Here is a 21713-nt window from a genome sequence, read left to right as displayed (position 1 = left end):
CTACATCAAGCTGTTTTGTAGGCGATGGAGGAGTGGGGCGGGTGAGCGGGCGCAGGCCCGGTCGGTTACGGACCGAGCGGGAGCAGCGCGCCGGGCAAGCAGCGGATCAGGTCGGCTTCGGGACATGCCGCGGCAAACGCAAGGCGAATGCGGCTCGAGGTCTCGACCACACGGGCGGCGAGCTTCAAGAGCCGAAGACGCAGCGTCGCGAACTCGGCAGCGGCCAATTCCCGGACTTTGGGAATGGCGTCGCGCACGGTCAGCATCAGCCAATAAGCGGCCGTATGGAGCACGAGACGGACCTGGTTGGCGAGCGCCGAACGGCAGCTGGTGCGGTCGGAGGCGAGCTGCGTCTTATGCAGCTTGATCAGATTCTCGGCTTGGCCGCGCGCGCAATACAGGCTGTCGTAGATCCACTCGGCCGAGCCGACATCGAGGCTGGTGACGACGAAACGGATGTCGAGGCCGAGCATCGTCGCCTCAATACGGGCGACGGTGCGCCGTTCGCGATCCCAGGACTTTGCCTTGTGGCGCGTCTCGGTATAGCCACGCAGAACCGGCAGGTTCTCGATGGCGCGTCGGGTGCGGATGTCGTCGGCGACCTCGTCGACTTTTCTGGCGAGAGGCTTGGTGCCGGACAGACCGAAGATGTAGTCGATGCCGTTGGTCTCGCACCACGCCATGGCCTCCGGCCGGGCATAGTGCCCGTCGCCACGGAACGTAATTCGCGTGTTGTGCCACCGCGTCCGGATATGCCGTACCAGGCGGCGCAGAAGGGCACGCACCTCGACGCCGCCCGGCGTCTTGCCGGGCCTCAGCACGACCGCCACGGGACGGCTCTTCTCCGTGTCGTAGACGTGGATCGGCAGGAAGCAGCGTTCGTCATAATGAGCGTTGAACAGCGAGAGCTGCTGATGGCCGTGGACGACGTCGCAGGTATCATCGATGTCGAGCGTGACGGATGCCGGCTCGCGCGGGTAGCTATCCATCCATGCGTCGACCAAAATGTAGGTCAGCCGGATCACGTCGCGCAGGCGCGGAGCATTCTCCAGCCGCGACAGCGTCGGCTGGGAACACAAATCCCGGCCCGTGTCCGGTAGGCGACCGCAGGCCAGCTTGAATGCCGGATCGGACCGCAGATGATCGAGGTCGTCGGCGTCCTCGTAGCCGCAGCAGATCGCGAACATGCGCGCGCGGAACATATCGACCAGGCTGTGCACGACCCGCGTCGGATCGCGCCGATCCGGGAACACCCGGGCCAGATTGTCGGCCAAGCCGAGACGCCGCTCGGCCATCGCCAGAAGCATCACGCCCCCGTTCGAGGTTAGGCGCCCACCATCGAAGGCAGCTGTGACTTTCTTGGCGTGAATGGCTGGAAACGAGAAGGGCGGAATCGTATCGTCGGTCATGGCGGGCGTGGCGTTCGCGGTTGGAGGTGATGGGGTTGGCTTCACAACCGAATCCTACGCCGTATCAGCGCTTTACACCACGCTCGCCAGCCTCTCGGGCGCCTCTTACGAATAAGACAGGCTAGCCTCTTCACCGTCCATCCCAAGTGCTGCGTCCCGAAACGTTAGGGCCTTACGATCCCACCAGCGAATGCGAACTTCACGGCGCTCGTGGCCATCCTTGTCGAAGAACGAACGTCCATCCGGAAGAGGCAACTCTGGCCCCTTCAATAGAACCTCCGCAGCATTGTAGGCTGTCGAGCCGCGTCGGCTAGCTTCATGCAGCCCCTCCAGGGTAAACCGGTTGGCGGCGTCCAGACAACCAGACAGCTTTTCCTGGGCGGATTCGCTCCAACAGGCATGGACGACCCGTAATCCCGGGAGGTCGATCCATACCGGCAGGGTTCTGAACCACTCGAGCGCTTGCGCGTAAGCATCCGAGCCCTCTTCGATCTGTCTCAGGAATTCCTTGTGCTGGTGAGCGTTCTTTTCGGTGTGAGGCCGAAGAAAACTCCCATTCCCGTCTGGCGCGGCCCACCCCAGCGCATTGAATTCGTGGTTGCCCATGACCGCTAACGCCAAGCCAGCGTCGCACATGCGTTTTGCGATTTGGAGAGCCGCAATCTGCTCGGGCCCACGGTCGACAAAATCGCCGACGAAGATGACCCGACGCTCAGGATGGCGAAACAGGCCATCCCTCTCGTCATAGCCCATAGCGCACAAAAGCCGCCGCAGAGCGTCCGCATGGCCGTGGATATCGCCAATAATGTCGTACCCGTCCGTCGCCAAAGCCTCTCCCATGCGTCACCTAGCTGAATGCCCGCAGGTTAACCTCGTACAGGCTCGGTAGATTCGCAAATCGAATGTTATGGAATTTTGCCGGCTGATAAGCCTTAGGACCAAACCTTATCAACCTGCCAACCGACTCCATTCTGGTTTAGCTTGATCGGCAGAAGCTAGAGGCGCCGACAAGCATGTTCGCTTGGACCGACAGCAGACATCAGCACCCACGTTTTACTGCTCCTACCCACATGGGAACCGGTAGTTTCCTGCCGCGCCTGAACTGTCAGCCACATGGAGCGGAATGTCGGCGCGTTGCACCCGCGATCTGGCGGTGAGGCACAGTATCGACGCGTTCTGAATCAGGTCAGGCGAGAAATGGCGGCAGCCTGTCTCGCCAAGGCGGACGAGTGGAACGAACCACCGCTTGACGAATCGTGAGCGATGAGGACGAAACAAAGCGATCCGAGTGTGTCAAGTGTTGGTATTTGCCGGTCCTGCCGCATCGCGCCATGTCTGGTGAGGCGCCAAGCTGACTGTCGTTGGCAAAGACATTCTGAAACGCTATGTGGTAGGACCCGGATTAAGTGCCTTCCGACACGGCGGCTCGTCTTAATTGAAAGGCCTGAAGTTGTCTCGATTGACTGACCTCATAGCTCAGACCAAAGCAAAAGATTTAACGCTTGGGACGGAGTTGGAACGAGAGTTCAAAGTGCTTTCGTCTCGTCGGTCCTTCGGACTGAACTTCGAGCGGCATCGGCCTGAGAACGTAGAATTGCCCGGGCGGCCAGAGCTGGCCCCGCAAATTCGGACAGTAGCTTGAGTGGATTTTCTGCCTGACAGCGGCGAGGATTCTTGCTGCGAATCAGGAGCGAAGATGACGAAGAAGAGCCGCCGGACGCATTCTCCGGCATTCAAGGCGAAGGTTGCTTTGGCTGCGGTCAAAGGCGACAAGACACTGGCGGAGCTGGCGCAGCTGTTTGATGTTCATCCGAACCAGATCACGATCTGGAAAAACCAGCTCCTGGAAGGCGCCGCCGGCGTGTTTGGGCATGACAAGACATCGGCCGAGACGCCGGTCGATTTGAAGGCGTTACATGCCAAGATCGGCGAGCTGGCGTTGGAAAACGATTTTTTGTCCGGCGCGCTCACCAAGGCGGGCCTGCTGAGCGCAAAGCGATGATCGACCGCGATCATGATCTTTCTATCGTGCGCCAGGCGAAGGTCCTGAAGCTGGCTCGCAGCACGGTCTACTATGAACCTCGGCCAGTTTCGGCCGAGGACCTTGCCTTGATGCGTCGGCTCGATGAGCTGCATCTCGATTATCCCTTCGCGGGAGCGCGTATGCTGCGATCGTTGCTGCGGCGGGAGGGCGTATACGCCGGTCGCCGCCACATCGCGACGCTGATGAAGCGCATGCGGATCGAGGCGGTCTATCGTCGCCCGAACACGAGCAAGCCGGCTCCGGGTCACAAGATCTACCCGTACCTGTTGCGCGGATTGAAGATCGAGCGGCCCGACCATGCGTGGGCAATGGACATCACCTACATTCCGATGCGGCGTGGCTTCGTCTATCTCGCGGCGGTCGTCGATGTGTTCAGCCGACGGGTCCTGGCCCATCGCGTCTCGATCACAATGGAGGCGGCCTTCTGCGTCGAAGCGGTCCAGGAGGCGTTGGCGAAGCACGGCAGGCCCGAGATTTTCAACACGGATCAGGGCAGCCAGTTCACCAGCCTCGAGTTCACCGATGTGCTGCTGGACGCGAAGATCGCCATCAGCATGGACGGCAAGGGCGCCTGGCGCGACAACGTGTTTGTCGAGCGGCTCTGGCGCACGGTCAAATACGAAGAAGTTTATCTCCGCGCCTACGACAGCGTGTCCGAGGCGCGAGCGTCAATTGCCAAGTATCTGGCCTTCTACAATCAGGGACGCCCTCACTCGAGCCTTGACGGGCGCACGCCCGACGAGGCTTACTTCGGCACGCAAGCTATGGTGATGGCCGCATGACCGTCGCCGACGGTTTTGTCGTCGCTCTGGTCGGGCTACGCCCTCCCGACGCAACGACAAAACCGTAAAGCCCCGCGTTCAGCATAACCCGGCAGGAATCCACTTAAATCCAGCGGGGCGCTGTCCAAACAACCGGGGCCAGCTCTGCCCGTGCGCAAAGGTGACAGAGTGCACGTCCTACCCGCGCGCGGATCGACGACAAAGGGCGACTTGCGGCTTTGGAAGGTACTAGGATTCGAGAAGGCGGATGGCAAGAGGCTTGCCCAAATCGAGCTTCTGAACGCGGCCAAGCCGGAGAGGCAGACGGTTGCTATCGAAAATCTCGTCGCGGTTGCGGAATTCCACGATTACATCTACCCCGGCATGGTCAGCACGGGAAAGGTCGAGTGCGACGACAACAAGCCTTTTCATACAGTTATAAACGGCGAAAACTACCATGCCTTACAGGCACTGACCTTCACACACCGCGGCAAGATCGACGTGATTTATATCGATCCGCCATACAACACTGGGGCGAAGGATTGGAAATACAATAACGACTATGTTGGGGAAGAAGACCTGTATCGGCACAGCAAGTGGCTCGCTTTTATGGAGCGCCGACTACTTATTGCAAAGGACCTTCTAAACCCCAAAGATTCCGTCCTTATTGTCACTATCGACGAGAAAGAATACCTGCGGCTTGGTTTGCTATTGGAGCAATTGTTTCCTGAGGCCCGGATGCAAATGGTGTCCAGCGTTATCAACCCCAAGGGAGCAACAAGGTCTTCTGCCTTCGGCCGAACTGATGAGTATCTGTTTTTTGTCATGATGGGAGCTGCAGCGCCCATTCCAGTTTCGCTAAATAGCGAGTGGAAAGTTGCCCAAGATCGTAGAGCCGGAAGTCTAAGATGGGCGGAGCTATTGCGCGCTGGCTCGCATACTCGTCGTGTCGACAGCCCCAACCAATTTTATCCGGTATTCATTCGCAATGGAACGGACGGCCCTCGATTTGAATCTGTCGGCGATGCATACCTGGGCGAGAATTGGAGAGCCGTTAAGGCACCTCCCGGCTGTGTCGCAGTCTGGCCGATTCGGTCTGACGGATCTGAGGGCAATTGGCAGAATAGTGCGTCTAGTCTGCGTGAGTTGATAATTAAGGGTTACGCAAAATTGGGAAGATGGCGCGGGAAAGATACGGCAATTGCTTATTTGAAGAGAGGTGAGCAGGGAAAGGTTGAGGCAGGAATCTTTCCGATTGTCGGCCGAAAGCAGGACAACTCAATAGTTGTCGATGATTCTGAGTATCAGCCAGTGTTCCTCCCGGGTACTCAGTGGCGAATAGCGTCACATAATGCCGAGCAGGGAGGAACAAACTTGCAAAAGCTTCTGATTCCTGACCGCAAGTTTCCATTTCCTAACCCGTCTTATTCGCGAGAGGGCGCCTGAGAGGCTGGCGAGCGTGGTGTAAAGCGCTGATGCGGCGTAGGATTCGGTTGCGAAGCCACCCCATCACCTTCAACCGCGAACGCCACGCCCGCCATGACCGATGATACGATTTCAGACCACTATCGAGAAGCAAGAATTCAACACAAATAAAACCTCTGCCTCGCGCTCGATCTCTTCATGCTTGATAGTCTCGTTTCGGAGGCTGATCACCTACCGCGTCTAATAGGCCGCTCGCGCCGGTTTCTTTGGACGCGGCACGACCGCGACTCCACGTTTCGGCACAGAAATGATCGGGAGTCACTCAATCTTTCTTCAACTTAACCCGTCTTATTCGTAAGAGTGCGCCTGAGGGGTAAAGCGCTGATGCGGCGTAGGATTCGGTTGCGAAGCCACCCCATCACCTTCAACCGCGAACGCCACGCCCGCCATGACCGATGATACGATTCCGCCCTTCTCGTTTCCAGCCGTTCACGCCAAGAAAGTCACAGCTGCCTTCGATGGCGGTCGCCTGACCTCGAACGGGGGCGTGATGCTTCTGGCGATGGCCGAGCGGCGTCTCGGCTTGGCCGACAATCTGGCCCGGGTGTTCCCGGATCGGCGCGATCCGACGCGGGTCGTGCACAGCCTTGTCGATATGTTCCGCGCGCGCATGTTCGCGATCTGCTGCGGCTACGAGGACGCCGACGACCTCGATCATCTGAGGTCCGATCCGGCATTCAAACTGGCCTGCGGTCGCCTACCGGACACGGGCCGGGATTTGTGTTCCCAACCGACGCTGTCACGCCTGGAGAATGCGCCGCGCCTGCGCGACGTGATCCGGCTGACCTACACTTTGGTCGACGCATGGATGGATAGCTACCCGCGCGAGCCGGCATCCGTCACGCTCGACATCGATGATACCTGCGACGTCGTCCACGGCCATCAGCAGCTCTCGCTGTTCAACGCTCATTATGACGAACGCTGCTTCCTGCCGATCCACGTCTACGACACGGAGAAGAGCCGGCCCGTGGCCGTCGTGCTGCGGCCCGGCAAGACGCCGGGCGGCGTCGAGGTGCGTGCCCATCTGCGCCGCCTGGTACGGCATATCCGGACGCGATGGCACAACACGCAAATTACGTTCCGTGGCGACGGGCACTATGCCCGGCCGGAGGCCATGGCGTGGTGCGAGACCAACGGCATCGACTACATCTTCGGTCTGTCCGGCACCAAGCCTCTCGCCAGAAAAGTCGACGAGGTCGCCGACGACATCCGCACCCGACGCGCCATCGAGAACCTGCCGGTTCTGCGTGGCTATACCGAGACGCGCCACAAGGCAAAGTCCTGGGATCGCGAACGGCGCACTGTCGCCCGTATTGAGGCGACGATGCTCGGCCTCGACATCCGCTTCGTCGTCACCAGCCTCGATGTCGGCTCGGCCGAGTGGATCTACGACAGCCTGTATTGCGCGCGCGGCCAAGCCGAGAATCTGATCAAGCTGCATAAGACGCAGCTCGCCTCCGATCGCACCAGCTGCCGTTCGGCGCTCGCCAACCAGGTCCGTCTCGTGCTCCATACGGCCGCTTATTGGCTGATGCTGACCGTGCGCGACGCCATTCCCAAAGCCCGGGAATTGGCCGCTGCCGAGTTCGCGACGCTGCGTCTTCGGCTCTTGAAAATCGCCGCCCGTGTCGTCGAGACCACGAGCCGCATTCGCCTTGCGTTCGCCGCGGCATGTCCCGAAGCCGACCTGATCTGCGGCTTGCCCGGCGCGCTGCTGCCGCTCGGTCCTTGACCGGCGGGGCGTCCGCCCCCGTTCGCCCAACCCATCCCTCAAGCGCGTTGCAAAGTACCGGTCGTCAGGCGGCGAAAAGCCGAAGGCAATCCTGTGCGCCTCGTCAGACAAGATGTGCGGCCGCATCAATCGGGCCCAAAAGCCGCACTCTCACGAATAGGACGGGCTAAATCCTTATATGCAGTTGAGGATGCGTTGCGCTTCTTTGTTGTGAGAAAGCCGGAAGCAACAATCCTCGATTTCTTTTCCGGCTCTGGCACTACAGCTCATGCAGTCATGCGCCTGAACCGACAGGACGGCGGACGTCGCCAGTGTATCTCGGTAACAAACAACGAGGTCGCCGCGGACGAACAAGCCGCACTTCGGAAAGCTGGCTTCAGGCCGGGCGATGCGGATTGGGAGAAATGGGGCATTTGCGACTACATCACTAAGCCGCGCATTGCAGCGGCGATTACCGGTAAGACGCTCGAAGGAAAGAACATCGAGGGTGACTACAAGTTCACCGATGAATTTCCGATATCCGAAGGCTTCAAGGAAAACGCCGAGTTCTTCACGCTCACTTATGAAACGCCTGTTGCCGTCAGCCACAATCGTGCCTTCGCTCGCATCGCGCCCCTTCTTTGGATGCGGGCCGGGAGTCAAGGACGACGGATAAGCGAGCCTCCACCGCGGGGCTGGGACGTTGTCGATACCTACGGACTGCTCACCGATCTGGACAAAGCTGTAGCCTTCGCTAAGGCCGTCGAGGCGAAGGGATCAATCCGTATTGCATACATCGTGACGGACGACGATCGCCGCTTCCAATCCGTTGCCCGTCGTCTGCACCACTCGGTCGAACCGGTGCGGCTCTACGAGTCGTACCTGATGAATTTCCGTTTCTCGATGGGGCGGTAAGGGCATGAAATTTACGTTAAAAGACTATCAAGACGACGCCGTCGAAGAGGTTCTCGACCGGCTCAAGAAAGCCCGCAAGCGCTGGCACGAGGATCGTGACAAGCATGCCTTCTCGCTGACCGCCACCACCGGCGCGGGCAAGACTGTTATGGCCGCCGCTGTCTTTGAAGCGCTGTTTCACGGCAACGATGACTATGAATTTGAACCGGACCCTGGCGCAGTGATGATCTGGTTCAGTGACGACCCCTCATTGAACGAGCAATCCCGCTGGCGGTTGCAAGAGGCTTCGGACAAATTGACCGTCTCCGATCTCGTCACGGTCGACAACAGCTTCGGCCGCGAAAAATTCGAGGCGGGGAAGATATACTTTCTGAATACTCAGAAGCTGTCGAAGAACAGCCTTCTTGTGCGGGGACATGATCCAAACGATACCGCCATTGAAGATGATGACGGGCAGATGCGGATTATGCCTGATCTGCGGTCGCACACGATTTGGGATACGATTCAGAACACCATCGAAGATCCCGATTTGACGCTCTACCTGGTGCTGGACGAAGCCCATCGCGGGATGAAGGAAGGCGGCAAGTCGAACGGTGATGGCAAACCGACTATCGTCAAGCAGCTCATAAACGGATCAGGCTCCGTCCCTGGCATTCCGATCGTCTGGGGAATATCGGCCACCGTTCAGCGCTTCAACGATGCCATTGCGGGCATGCAGGGGCACGGGACACTACCCAATGTCATCGTAGACCCGAAGAAGGTGCAGGATTCGGGGCTTCTGAAGGACACAATCAATTTAGACATTCCGGACGAGGAAGGTGACTTCTCAACGGTCCTTTTGCGCCGAGGCACCGACAAACTGCGCGACATCTCTAAGGCTTGGACTGAGTACGCCAAGCAACAGGACGACGCCGATTCGGTCCTGCCGCTGATGGTGTTTCAGGTTCCCAATTCGCCAGATCACAAGGAGATCGGGAAATGGCTCGATACCATATTTGACCGCTGGCCGGAATTACCGCCTGACTGCATCGCCAACGTGTTCGGTGAACACAAGACCGAAACGTTTGGCAGCCGCACCGCTCAATATGTCGCTCCCGAACGAGTGCAGGAATCGGATTGGGTGCGCATCCTCGTTGCAAAGGACGCGATCAGCACCGGCTGGGACTGCCCCCGCGCCGAGGTCATGGTGTCCTTCCGCGCCGCATCGGACAAAACTCACATCACCCAACTTCTAGGCCGGATGGTTCGTACGCCACTAGCTCGGCGAATTCCCGGCAACGATCGGCTGAATGCCGTGGACTGCCTTCTTCCTCGCTTCAATAAGAAGTCGGTTGAGGATGTGGTAAAGGCGCTTATGACTGGTGCCGATAGCGGCGAGGAGCTGCCGGGTCGCCGCGTCCTCATCAATCCGCGCGAGATGAAGCCGAACCCGGCAATTCCCGAAGAGGTCTGGCAGAAATTACTCTCTCTGCCCTCCCAGACGCTGCCCAAACGGCAAGCTCGTCCTGTCAAGCGACTGACCGCCTTGGCGCATGAGCTTGCGGCCGACGCCCTGCTTTCCGACGCTGGCAAGAAGGCTCATGCCGAGATGCACAAAGTGCTCGACGGTGCACAGGTTCGGTACGCAGAGGAAATCAAGAAAGCCCGCGATGGGGTCTTGACCGTCGAAGGCAAAACGGAGAAGGCGGATGTTGAAACCAAGGCCATGTCGTTTAACGACTTCGTGGAGGCGGCCGACTACTCCGTCATCGAGGATGCTTACAAGAGAGCTGCGCGCGTGATTAGCCCCGATCTGGCAACCACCTATAGCGAGCATCTGGCACACGGGGGTTCCGAAGACAATGATACGGCAGACGCGCTGATCGAAGCTCACACAACCGTGGCGGCGATTGGTCTTGTACCGGACATCAAGGGTGACCTGGAGGCAGCAGCGGAGAAGCTTTCAAACCAGTGGCTCAGCCAATACCGGATTTCGATCAAAAGTCTGAGCGACGAGCGCCAAGAGGTCTATCGGCAGATCAGGGAAATGAGCGCGGACCCGCTCGACGTCGACTTGGCTCGCCCACATTCTTGGCTGCAGCCAACGAAGTCGAGGGAAGCGGACGGAACTGAAATCGAGCTTCCTCGCTTCGAACGGCACATGCTCTGCGATGACGACGGCCTGTATCCAGGAAACTTCGGGTCATCGTGGGAAAGCAAGGTCCTGTTGACCGAGTTAAAACGGGATGGGAGCGTCGGCTGGTATCGGAATCCGGGACGCCCCAGTCAGGATTCTCTTGGCGTGACTTATGAAGACGCAGACGAGATGAAGATTGTACGGCCCGATTTCATCTTCTTCGTCCGACTGGCGGATGGCAGTATTGCGGCTGACATCATTGATCCGCACGGCATCCATTTGGGCGATGCACTACCCAGACTGAGGGGGTTGGCTAGATATAGTGAGACCCATCAGACAGTATTTCGCCGCATCGAAATTATAGCGGAAATTGCCGGGACTTACCGTGTGTTGGACCTAAGCGAACCTTCAGCTCGCGAGGCAGTTCAAAAAGCTGAGTCTGCCAAAGCCCTATTTCAAAGTGGTGCAGCTACAAACTATCATCTAGGCGCAACATCATAGAAATGGCTTCACGACGACGGTCGGTAAACGTGAGCAGCCTGATTGAAACCGAGGATCCGAAAATCTTGGCATCCCGAGAATGCTAGTCCATGGCCAGTACGTGGACCGAATTCTCGCGGCTGAACAAGGGAGACGAGAACAGCGCCGCGGCTCGAAGTTTGCCAGTTTGAAGTACTTGGCCAAATGGAGGGCGTCGAGGAATACAATCCAATACTCCCCCCGAAATCGATCCTAAGGACGTAGTGGGAATTGCAGTGCGTTAATAATCAGTCGTTAACGTCATCCCGAAGCGATCTCGTGGATGAAAGATAACATGCTGGCGGAGGTTAAAGCGGTCGGAGCCTCGACTAGCGAGAACCGGTGGGAGCGCGAGCTTTGCGCAGCGCAACGACGACAGCCACGCACGGCGACAAGGTCGACGAACTCCGATAAGCGCGGCGCCCCCGTCGGAATGCAAGGACTGATCGACCCCGCAAATTCCGAAATCCATTGGCATAGAATGGGGAGTCCTAGCGAGAGAGATTCAAACCGCGACCCAAATAAGCCCTTGGTTTTCCGGGAAATCCCGTACCGGAGCGATTTTGCGTGTTCTAAGATTCGGAGAAAATTCGGTTCTCCAGACCTATCCGGCACTAGGTTGGGTGGGTGAACGGACTTCTCCGTCGGCAAAAGAGCAGGAAAACGGCCGCATTTCTGGCCTCTCTCCAGATCGAAGTACGAGATCATGTTGGTGGGATGGCGGAGCGAGAGAGATTCGAACCCGCGGTACAAACGAGGCGGGCTCAAGCTGTTCGGCGGCCGGCTCCCCGTAAACTACGCGCCTCTCGGTTGCGGCGCCGCCTACGTTGGAAATGGGTGCCGTCCAATCTAACCCTGGAACGCTCACTGTTGATGGTCTGGCCAGTTGCTCCAGCCCGTTTTGTTACCTCACCCGTTACTTTTAAGGTGGGATTCTCAAGCCTGGATTGAACTAAGTTATTGATATTGTTGGTACAGTTGGGTGGGCTCGAACCACCGACCTCCTGTTCCACAGACAGGCGCTCTAACCAACTGAGCTACAACTGCATCCTTGCGAGCCGCGCCTTGGGGCGCCCTGAGAGGGCCGGTACCGAGGGGGCTGGACGGGGCGGAAACTAGGTGCAACGGCCGTTTTTGGCAAGGCCGCAAACGGGCGGAATCCACCCTCAAACGACGTTATTTCCAAAGGAAAACCCGGGCGTGGGCCCGGGTTTCTTATTATTTGGGCATGATCCTATCGGAAGACCGCTGTGCACTTCGCGCGCGACCCTTCGGGTCCGGATCAGGCCCTGATCAAACCGGCCCCGTCGCTCAGGCGGCGGGCGGGTAGAGCTTCGAGGCGCTGGCCTTGATCGGCTCGGCGGCGGCGGTGGCGGCGCGCTGGGCGATCTCGGCGAGCTCCTTGGCCTGGGCCTGGAAGGTCTCGAGCTGCTTTTTGCCATGGCTGCTCCACAGCGCGAACGCATCCGACGGCGACTTCACGCCGAGCAGCTCCTGGGTGAAGTCCAGATGGGCGGTGGTGTTGGCCTTCATGAACTCCATCAGCTTGGCGGTGTACTCGTTCGCGCCCTTGCTGGCGGAGGAGAACACGGCCTCGATGGTGCCGTTATGGCTTTCGGCCGCGTCCTTGAACTTGGCGTAGCTCTCGCGGGCCTGCGAAACGCCCTTTTCGGCGAACGCACGCATCTGCTCGGGCACCTCGAACGGAATGATCGAGGCAGAAAACGGATCAGTCGCACCTGTCATTGTTGGTCCCTCACGGTCTTGGAAAATGGAGTGAGCCTTCTGGCGCGCCCGCCGGCCAACCGGGGCCCTCTGTGGCGGATACGAAGACTGGATACGCGTAACGAATGGCTCGTCCAACGCCCAGCAGTGTCACTGGGTAACATGTCAACATTGTGCAGCGCAACGCGATCCAGGGGGCGCAGAGAAAATTTAATCGCGGGGAGGATGAGGTTCCGGGGTATGGGAACCCGTGGTTGCGGTACCACGATGTTGAATTCCAAGACCGCGCGGTCGGGCTGCTTACCCTCCCCTGGAGGGTCCGAGACGAGCGTAGCTCGCTCGTGGGTCGATCGCGCGCAGCGCGGGCGGGGTGGGGTGATCTCTCCACTCGGGCAGTGCGAAATGCGGAGAGACTGTCACCCCACCTGGGTTCGCATGCCGCTTCGCGCCAAGCGAACCCATCCTCCCCCTCCAGGGGAGGATGGGCAGCTGTGATGCCGCGCTAGTCTACCGGGCCCGCGGCGCGCGAATCCTGCGGATGCAGCGGCCGCGCGGCTTGCGGGGGCGGCCGGATTAAGGTTATCGCGGCTTTAGGGCTTCCCCCATAGGCTGGGGCCGTGGACCTGCCCGCGCCCGCGCGCGATACTAACCCTTTCTTAAGGCTGTCATTCCCGGCAGCCCTAGGGCCAGAGGCGTGACAGCGAGACTTAAAGCCGGTTGGATGAGTCATTCGGATTTCCAGTTGCGAGGCGTGGGCGATCCCCGGCTGGCCGTGCATGCGACATCCCCGCTGCCCGCGTGGCTCTGGTCGGTCGACGGCACGCGCGTGCTGTGGGCCAATCCGGTCGGCGCAAAATTCTTCGGCGCGGCGCATGCCGCAGTGCTGGCGGAAAAGACGTTCGGCCCGGCCGACAGCCATCGCCGCCAGGTCGCCCGGCTCGCCCGGCAGCTGCCGGCGAGCGGCACGGTGCGGCTCGAACGGCTGCGCGGCTTCGGCGCCCGGCTCGGAACGCTGATGACCTGCGCCTGCACGCGGCTGACCTTCGCCGATGGCGGCCAGGCCGTGCTCGTCACCGCGATGGACCCTTCGGTGCGCACCATGCCGCTGGTCGAGCGCCTGCATCGCCTCGTCGCGGGCGCCAAAATGCCGATGGCGGCGTTCGCGCCCGACGGAATGTTCGTCGGCGCCAGCGAAGCCGCCCGCGCCCTGCTCGGCTTCCGCGATCTCGGCGAAGCCGGGCTCGAGCAGGCCCGCAGCGATGCGCTTCGCAGCGGCCGCGCCGAGACGCCGATCGGCATCGGCCAGATGGTGCTGCAACGGGTCGGCCTCGGTGCCGATATCGGCCTGGTCGCGCTGATCGAGCCGGCCGCCGCGCAGGCGGCAGCGGCGAGCGATGCCGCGCCGGCCGCGTCCGCGCCCGCGAGCACGCCTGACGTCACGCCCGCGGCGCCGGCTCAATCCACGCCGCAAGCCGCCGAGGCGCCGAACGAGGCGCCGCCGTCGAACGAGGCGCCGGCCGCTATCGCGCTGTTCGACGCCTTCGCCGAGCCGGCCGAAACGCCCGCGCCTACCGGGACGATCGCGTCCGAGCCGCCGGTGAGCGAGGCGGCGCCGGAGATCGCAACGGTCCAGGAGACTGTCGAAGAAGCCGTCGCCGAGACGGTTGAAGAGACGGCCCAGGAATCGGCTGAAGAGCCGGCTGACGCGCCGAAAACTCCGGTTGAAAACCATTCCTCAGCCATTGTGTCGCCGCAGGCCGCCCCGATCACTACCGGCATGGTCGAGCCGCCGTCGGGTCCCACGGAGACGCCCGCGCCGCATCAGCATCCGCTGCGCTTCCTCTGGCAGATGGATGCAGAGGGCCGCTTTGTGCTGGCGTCCTGCGAGTTTATCCGCCTGATGGGCGCGCACACGGCCGCCGGCTTCGGCCGCCCCTGGCGCGAGATCGCCGAGGAATTCTCGCTCGACCCGGAGGGGCGCGTGGCGCAGGCGCTGGCGAGCCACGACACCTGGGCCGGGATCACTGTGAACTGGCCGGCCGACGGCGGCGAGCATCTGCCGGTCGAGCTCGCAGGCCTGCCGGTCTACGACCACGCGCGCAATTTCGCCGGCTTCAAGGGCTTTGGCGTCTGCCGCGATCTCGACGGCCTCAATCGGCTCGATGCGCTCCGGCGCTTCGAGCTGCTCGCCGAACCGCCGGCGCAGCACGGCCTATCCGCCGACATCGCCGAGCCCGATCCGGAGCCCGAGCCCGTGGCAAAGGCGGCGCCTCCGCCGGCCGAGCCGCCCGCACCTGAGCCCGAGCCTACACCCGAACCTGAACTGCCCGACCCCGCCCTCGACGCGAATTCACATCCAACCGATCCGGAAACGCCAGTGGAAACGCCTCCCAACGTCGTGCCGTTCCGCCCGCCCGGCGATACCAGATCAACTGGTGATCAGAGATCGCCGACGCTGACGCCGATCGAGAACAGCGCGTTCAACGAGCTCGCTCGGCAATTGTCCGAACGCCTCGAGCGCGAGCGTGAGACGATCGCCGCCGGCGCGTCCGAACCGCCGGCGGAGAGCACGCCCGAACCGCCGATCGAGACGCCGCACGCGGCCGAATGGCTGACCGAGCCCGCGCCGCCGGCGCGCGGCCACAGCATGCGCGACCGCGCGCTGCTCGACCTCTTGCCGACGGGCATCCTGATCTATCGGCTCGACCGCCTGCTCTACGCCAACCCGGCGTTCCTCGCGCGCATGGGCCATGCCAGCGTGAGCGCGCTGGAGAATGCCGGCGGCCTCGATGCGCTCTATGTCGAGCCGGGCGTATCGCCCGCCAGCAGCACCTCGCAAGGCGGCACGCCGGTTACGATCAGCGCGACGCTTCCCAACGGCGAAGAGCCGCTTCCGACCACCGAGGCGCATCTGCACACGATCGACTGGGACGGCGAGAGCGCGCATGCGCTGGTCTGCGCGCTGCCGACTGCTGCGCCTATCGTTGCTGCGCCCGCCGTTGCCGAGCCTGTCGTTGCGCCGTCCGTTGTCGCCGAGCCAGTCGTCACCGAGCCACTTGTCGCGGAGTCCTTCCCCTACGCGTCCGAGCTCGAGTCCCAGGCCGGCGATGCCGACGCCGAGGATCTCGCCGCGATCCTCGACACCACGGCCGAGGGCATCGTGATGTTCGATGCCGAAGGCAACATCCTCGTCTGCAACCGCAGCGCCGAAGCGCTGTTCGGCTACGACGGCGAAGCGCTGCTCGAGCAGAACCTGGTGTCGCTGTTCGCGCCGGAGAGCCAGCAGATCGTCGCCGACTATCTCGAAAGCCTGAAGAGCCAGGACATTTCGAGCCTGCTCGACCACGGCCGCGAGGTGCTGGGGCGCGAGAAGAAGGGCGGCGTCATCCCGCTCGCCATGATCATGGGCCGCACAAGGCCCGACGGCCCGAACTTCTTCGCCGTGTTCCGCGACCTCTCCCAGAGCAAGAAGGGCGAGAGCGAGCTGACGCAGGCCCGCCGTCTCGTCGACGGCGCGGCCAATGCCAAGGCCGACATGCTGGCGCGGATCAGCCACGAGATCCGCACGCCGCTCAACGCCATCATCGGCTTTGCCGAGGTGATGATCTCCGAACGCTTCGGCACGCTCGGCAACGAGCGCTACGGCGAATACATGAAGGACATCCGCGCCTCCGGCGAGCGCGTCATCGCGATCATCGACGATTTGCTGGAGCTGTCGCGGATCGAGACCGGCAAGCTCGACCTCAACTTCGCCAACCTCAACCTCAACGACCTCGTCGAGGCCTGCGTCGTGGTGATGCAGCCGCAGGCCAACCGCGAGCGCATCATCATCCGCACCTCGCTCGGCCATGCGCTGCCGCAGGTGAGCGTGGACGCGCGCGCGATGCGGCAGATCACCATGAACCTGATCTCGAACTCGATCCGGCTCGCCAGCGCCGGCGGCCAGGTCATCGTCTCGACCGCGCTCAACGATCGCGGCGAGGTCGCGCTTCGCATCCGCGACACCGGCCACGGCCTTAGCGAGCGCGAGGTCGCGGCCGCGATGGAGCCGTTCCGCACCCCGCCGCCGGGAGATGCCGAGGACAACTCCGCGCTGAGCCTGTCGCTGACCAAGGCGCTGGTCGAAGCCAACCGCGCCCGGTTCAACATCAAGAGCGCAGGCCACGGCACGCTGATCGAAGTGGTGTTCGCGCCCGCGCTGGCAAGGGCGTGAGGCTCGGCGAAATCAAACCTGGTCGACTGGGCGAGAACCACCTCTCCCCAGCGGGGAGGTGGCGCGAGCCCGCGGTTCGACCGATCGAACCAAGCGCGAAGGCTCACGCCGCGCGCACGGTGGCGCTGCGCGGCACTCAGGGAAATCCTCGCGCCTCCATGGATTGGCCGAACCATCGCGACGCGGCCTGAGCAACCTCCTCATCGTCGGGCGTACCGTCGCAGGCCCACGCGACGAAGCCGTCGGGGCGCACCAACGCTGCACTCAGGCCCAGCCGGTCCTTCGCGTCATCGGCGACATATGTGATCCGGTCGCCCCAGCGGCTTGCAAGCATCCGAAGCGACGCACGGGAGCCGAAGTCCAGCAATATCCCTTTCGCCGTCCTGAGACGTTCTCCGACCGTCGTCCCGTCAGCTAATTCGAAATCGGGAGCACTCCGGCCGACAAGCGGATGGCTGCCACCGAGATCGTAGCGGAGCGAGATGCCGCGCACGCGCTCGGCGAAATAGGTCGTACCGTCCCGCGTCCCGATGAGATCGCGAATGATGGCTTGAAGCGCGCGGGTGCTCGGCGTCGGCCGCATGATCGCGACCTGCGCGCGCGACCAGTCGAGGATTTGCGCGCCCACAGGATGCCGCTCGCGCGAATAGCTGTCGAGGAGATCGGCCGGTGCTTGCCTGCGGATCGTGGCCGCCAGTTTCCAGCCCAGGTTCATCGCATCGCCGAGACCGAGATTGAGGCCCTGGCCGCCCAGCGGCGAATGGATGTGGGCAGCGTCGCCCGCCAGGAGCACCCGCCCTCTGCGATACGTGGTTGCCTGATGGGCTCGATCCGTCCAGGTGGCGGCGAGCCGAAGCGCCGTGACGGTGACGTCGGTGCAGGAGACGCGACGCAGGACGCCCTGCACATGCTCGCGCGTGATCGGCTCGGTCCGGTGGAAAGCTCCGCCGTCGAAATCGACCATCGCGATCGTCCCGGGCTGCGCATAGGTATACATACCGGCGGGCGTGTAGTTGCGGCCCTGGCGAAGCTTGTCCGGATCGGCCAGCTCGACGTCGATGGAATAGCCCGTGAACTCGGGGTCGGTGCCGACGAAGTCGAAGCCACCGATCTTGCGTACCGTGCTGCGGCCGCCGTCGCATCCGACAAGCCATCGTGCCCGGAAGGTCTCGCCGGCCGCCTGCACTGTCACGTCTTCGCTCGAGGCGACAATGGCATTCACGGCAAAACCGCGCCGGATCTCGACGCCCAGGCTGCGTGCCCGCGCAGCCTGAACGGATTCGAGCGTTTCCATATCGACGGCGAGGTTGGCGTCGGCCGACGTTGGCAGACGCCAGGACCACTTCGCGGCATCGATGTTGTCCTGATAGAACTGGATGCCGGCGAAATGACCCGCGGGCCGTCGCGTCTGCTGCATCCAGTGGGCTGCACGCTTGATCGCGCCTGAGGCAAGCTGCTGTGCGGCCACGATCACATCCAGCAGGCCACGCCGGTGAAAGGTAAGCGGAGCTTTTCTCCCATTTGATTGACTGGTTTCGCTTCGGCTTTCGCTCTGCGATCCTTGGCTTGTCAGAGAGCCGAGAGGAGACTGAAGGCGATGGAACAATCGGGGGAGGAAGCCGAAGCTGCTGGCTTTGTGGGGAAGCTTACGCGCCGGACGCGTTCTGGAGGCCGGTTATGGTCTGCGGAGATCAAGGGGCGCGCTGTTTTCGAGAGCATGAAGCCCGACGCCCGGGTATGTGATGTCGCACGGCGTTATGGTGTGAAGGCCCAGCAGTTGACGACGTGGCGCAGATTGGCGCGTGCTGGCCGGCTCGCATTGGTCACGGACGACGCGGCGGATTTCGTGTCGATCGAGCTGAGCGATCCAGTGGCGTCAGGCAAGAGCGAGGGGCCCGTCGAGATTACGATTGGCAAGGTTTCGGTCCGCCTGGATGCGGACGTGTCGGCGGTGCGGATCGCGGAGATCGTGACTGCGATCGAGCGCGGCGCATGATCATTCCGGCGCAGGGACTGCGGATTGTGCTTGCTGTGCGTCCTGTTGACTTCCGGTGCGGGCACGACGCGCTGGCCGGTCTTGTGCAAAACACGCTTGGGCTCGATCCGCATTCGGGCCTGATCGTGGTTTTTCGTTCGAAGCGCGCCGACCGGCTGAAGATTTTGCTATGGGACGGCACGGGCCTCGTTTTGGTCTACAAGCGCCTTGGCCGCGATGGTCGTTTCGAGTGGCCGCAGATCAGCGACGGCGTCATGCATCTGACGCGCGTGCAGTTCGAAGCTACCCATGTTGATGCCCCTCCTTGTTAGGCTGACAGATTCTTAGATCAAGTTGCGCGATGACGTGGTTTCGAAGGTCTCCGATGGCGTGAAGAACGGATGGTGTATTCGGGAAGAGATAGGCGCCGCTGGGCTGGCGATCAATTAGCAAACGCTTGGTTCGGATCTGAACATAGAGCCAGTTTACTGGAATCTCGAGCCTTCGGGCCAGTTCGGGCGGGCTGAGGTATGAGTCGTCATGCTCCCATCGGCTGCGCTGGGCAGTTACCTTGATGGCGGCGGCACGACGGAGCCGCCCAACGGTGATAGGCAGCACCTTATCGGCGCAACGGGGAGAGCGGTGACCTTCCCGAGTAAGGATTGTGGCGATCTTGTCGTCTGGGACGCCGTCGCGAGCGAGCGTCAGAAGGCGTTCCCGCATCTCTGTGCCTCGCGTCAATCTGGTGACGGAGTTGACGCTCATCTTCACTTCGAGCTCCGTCACGGCGCCTCCCCGCCAGACGATCCTAGCCAGGGCCAAGTCGCGCTCACCGCGGTCGAGAACGACCTTTTCGATGAGACATCGCAACAACGCCTTGCGATGCGCATCCGAGATAGTCTCGTCACCCCATATCTGCGGGAGGCGGCCGGTGAGGCTGATGACCTTGTCGTTGAGCTCCTTGCTTATGGCCACTTGTGTGATGGCTTTGGGCGGCGTCTGTCGGGCAAGCGCCTCTTCGGCGGCGCGCACGTCGTTTAGCGCCGCTTCCCATCGACGCTCGAGTTCCGAGGCGACCAACCGATTATCTGGATCAGCTCGGTTGAACTGCCGTTCGGCGAGCGCCGCCGTGTATCGCTTGCGCTCGAGCTCTCGTTCTGCACTGGAGCGTAGCGCATTGTTCGTCTGCTGCTGCACCCGGCGGGAGCGCGACAAGGCATCGAGTTCGGCCGGCGCTAGTGCGGTTAGGAATGCGTCGCCAACGGCTGCATCGATATGGGCGGCGCGGATGTGTTGGCAGGTTGGCTGACCTTCCTGGGTACGCAGGTGATTGCATACATATTCGCCGCCGCCCTTGTAGCGGACGTACATCTTATGGCCACATCGTGCGCACCAGGCAATGCCGTGGAGCAGGAGCTCGCCATTGCGAGGCGCGCCGCGGGTTTTGATGCGCATGTATTCGGCTCGGTTATCTCTGATGACGGATCGGATTTTTTCATAAATTGGCCAGTCGATATAGGCTGGATATCGATCTTTAACGACGATCCGCCACTCCTCCATCGGCCGCGGAGCCTTTTGTGGCAGGGCCCCCTCCCGCTTCGGCGGCCGGAAGCGGGTTCGTCCATAGACAAAGGCGCCCGCGTATGCGGGGTTCTTCAAGATCGCCGCGACGGCAGCCAGCGTCGCGCGCGTCCAGCACAAATCGCCATATCGATCACGACGCGGCAGTTCCAGGTCACGCTCGTTCAACGCTCGCATGACCTTGGCAACGCTGCGCAGCTGCAGGAATAACTGGAAGACGAGACCGAGCCGCCCTTGCACGGCCATGTCGGGATCCTTAACGACCACACCGCTCGGGTCCCGCATCAGCCCGATTGGCAGCATAACCGCAAGTTCGCCGCGTTCGGCTTTGGCCAGCAGGCCGGCGGTCAGCCGGCTGCGGATCGTATGTAGCTCAAGCTCGGAGATCGAACCCTTCAGCCCGAGAAGCAACCGTCCGTTGGGAGTGCCCGGATCATAGACACCATCGCGGTCGGCGATCAGGCAGCCACGTAGACCACAGATATCCAGGAGCGGATACCAGTCGGTACAATTACGCGCCAAGCGGGTCACGTCGATCGACAGGATGAGTCCCACTTCACTCAGGCCAACACGGCCAACGAGTTCCTTGAAGCCGTTACGCTGTGCTATAGACGCGCCGCTCAACCCGAGATCGGCATCAATCACGTCGATGGCCGCCTCACGCCATCCGAGTTCGCGGGCGCGCTGGCGAAGCGCGTATTGAAGGCGCAGGCTCTCCTGATTGCTTACGACCTGATGGGGCGTCGACTGCCGGATGTAGACTACGGCTTTGCGCGCCAAGTGGCTTGGTGTGACCAGCTCGGACTTCATGAGGGATCTCCGCCAAAATTGCGGCGACGTCTTCGACGATCTGGCGTCGGAGCGCGGGCGTCAGCGTCGACCAAAGATCGGCTGGATCCATGCTCATGTGCGTCGGGACAATCCGCTGTCGATAAAAGCTCGAGTAGAGCCTCCATACTCAGCTTAATCTGATTTGCCTCTTGCTCATAATATTCGATTGCGGTTGCTTGAATCAGAAGACTGCTTCCTGCGCGATACTCAACTTCATACGAAGCGGGAATGCCTCGGCCTCGCTGACCGATCTTCCTAATCACTCGATATGAGCGCCCCCACAAAGGATGGTGGGGGTCCCGAACCTCGACCACCTCCGGAAATGATTCGTCAGACTCACTATCAGGGACATTCCTCTGAACTGGAAGCGAGTGGGCGAACGGATTGTCGCGACGCCAGCTGCGGCGAACTGACTCAGACCCGACAAC

The 21713-nt window shown here is 61.6% G+C and carries 12 protein-coding genes, 1 tRNA gene and 1 pseudogene; 8 read left to right on the top strand and 6 right to left on the bottom strand.

Translation table 11 applies throughout. The annotated features are described in order from the left end of the window. Positions 1-65 precede the first annotated feature (65 nt). Both ACFLEY_RS07190 and ACFLEY_RS07185 read right to left on the bottom strand, forming a co-directional pair. The gene (locus tag ACFLEY_RS07190; protein ID WP_060910107.1) at positions 66-1409 is read right to left on the bottom strand and encodes an IS1380-like element ISBdi2 family transposase; all 1344 of its coding nucleotides are present in this window, start codon (positions 1407-1409) and stop codon (positions 66-68) included. A gap of 105 nt (positions 1410-1514) precedes the next feature. Beyond that, on the bottom strand, positions 1515-2237 hold the full coding sequence (locus tag ACFLEY_RS07185; protein ID WP_396604567.1) for a metallophosphoesterase: 723 nt from the start codon (positions 2235-2237) through the stop codon (positions 1515-1517). An 868-nt stretch (positions 2238-3105) separates the two neighbouring features. Between ACFLEY_RS07185 and ACFLEY_RS07180 the strand changes: the two genes are divergently transcribed. The 5 genes from ACFLEY_RS07180 to ACFLEY_RS07160 all read left to right on the top strand — a co-directional run bounded on the left by ACFLEY_RS07180 (position 3106) and on the right by ACFLEY_RS07160 (position 10942). Continuing rightward, positions 3106-4235 (top strand): IS3-like element ISRj2 family transposase gene (locus ACFLEY_RS07180; protein ID WP_085967151.1). Its coding sequence is split into 2 segments (ribosomal slippage): positions 3106-3358 and positions 3358-4235, totalling 1131 coding nucleotides; the frame shifts between segments, so codons are not numbered across the junction. A gap of 210 nt (positions 4236-4445) precedes the next feature. Beyond that, the gene (locus ACFLEY_RS07175) at positions 4446-5660 is read left to right on the top strand and encodes a DNA methyltransferase (protein WP_396604566.1); all 1215 of its coding nucleotides are present in this window, start codon (positions 4446-4448) and stop codon (positions 5658-5660) included. 427 nt (positions 5661-6087) lie between these two features. Continuing rightward, entirely contained in the window at positions 6088-7431 is a 1344-nt protein-coding gene (locus ACFLEY_RS07170) for an IS1380-like element ISBdi2 family transposase (protein ID WP_060907906.1), read from the top strand. A gap of 195 nt (positions 7432-7626) precedes the next feature. Next, on the top strand, positions 7627-8325 hold the full coding sequence (locus ACFLEY_RS07165) for a DNA methyltransferase (protein WP_396604565.1): 699 nt from the start codon (positions 7627-7629) through the stop codon (positions 8323-8325). 4 nt (positions 8326-8329) lie between these two features. Beyond that, positions 8330-10942 carry a DEAD/DEAH box helicase gene (locus ACFLEY_RS07160; protein ID WP_396604564.1) on the top strand — a complete coding sequence of 871 codons (2613 nt, stop codon included), beginning with the start codon at positions 8330-8332 and terminating at the stop codon, positions 10940-10942. A 988-nt stretch (positions 10943-11930) separates the two neighbouring features. On the opposite strand, the gene ACFLEY_RS07155 is transcribed toward ACFLEY_RS07160, so the two are convergent. Both ACFLEY_RS07155 and ACFLEY_RS07150 read right to left on the bottom strand, forming a co-directional pair. After that, a tRNA-His gene (locus ACFLEY_RS07155) sits at positions 11931-12007 on the bottom strand. Positions 12008-12271: 264 nt separating this feature from the next. After that, positions 12272-12706 (bottom strand): phasin, encoded by a 435-nt coding sequence (locus ACFLEY_RS07150; RefSeq protein ID WP_060910511.1) that lies wholly within the window; start codon positions 12704-12706, stop codon positions 12272-12274. 700 nt (positions 12707-13406) lie between these two features. Here ACFLEY_RS07150 and ACFLEY_RS07145 point away from each other — a divergent pair. Continuing rightward, positions 13407-16898 (top strand): PAS domain S-box protein, encoded by a 3492-nt coding sequence (locus ACFLEY_RS07145; protein WP_060910512.1) that lies wholly within the window; start codon positions 13407-13409, stop codon positions 16896-16898. Between the two features lie 136 nt (positions 16899-17034). On the opposite strand, the pseudogene ACFLEY_RS07140 reads toward ACFLEY_RS07145, so the two are convergent. Continuing rightward, positions 17035-18417 (bottom strand): annotated as a pseudogene (locus ACFLEY_RS07140) (FAD-dependent monooxygenase); the annotation flags it as partial. A 78-nt stretch (positions 18418-18495) separates the two neighbouring features. On the opposite strand from ACFLEY_RS07140, the gene ACFLEY_RS07135 reads away from it, so the two are divergent. Then, on the top strand, positions 18496-18894 hold the full coding sequence (locus ACFLEY_RS07135) for a transposase (RefSeq protein ID WP_082757112.1): 399 nt from the start codon (positions 18496-18498) through the stop codon (positions 18892-18894). Beyond that, on the top strand, positions 18891-19205 hold the full coding sequence (gene tnpB / locus ACFLEY_RS07130) for an IS66 family insertion sequence element accessory protein TnpB (RefSeq protein WP_060909080.1): 315 nt from the start codon (positions 18891-18893) through the stop codon (positions 19203-19205). Before ACFLEY_RS07135 ends, tnpB begins: the two co-directional genes overlap by 4 nt. Here the strand turns inward: tnpB and ACFLEY_RS07125 are convergent. After that, complete coding sequence (locus ACFLEY_RS07125) at positions 19177-21264, bottom strand: recombinase family protein (protein ID WP_049810452.1); 2088 nt, start codon at positions 21262-21264, stop codon at positions 19177-19179. The genes tnpB and ACFLEY_RS07125 overlap by 29 nt on opposite strands. Positions 21265-21713 lie beyond the last annotated feature (449 nt).

This window comes from Bradyrhizobium sp. YCK136, assembly GCF_044570075.1.
Classification (GTDB): domain Bacteria; phylum Pseudomonadota; class Alphaproteobacteria; order Rhizobiales; family Xanthobacteraceae; genus Bradyrhizobium; species Bradyrhizobium diazoefficiens.
Note: the sequence above shows the minus strand (reverse complement) of the source record. Positions and strands in the feature narration are given on the sequence as shown.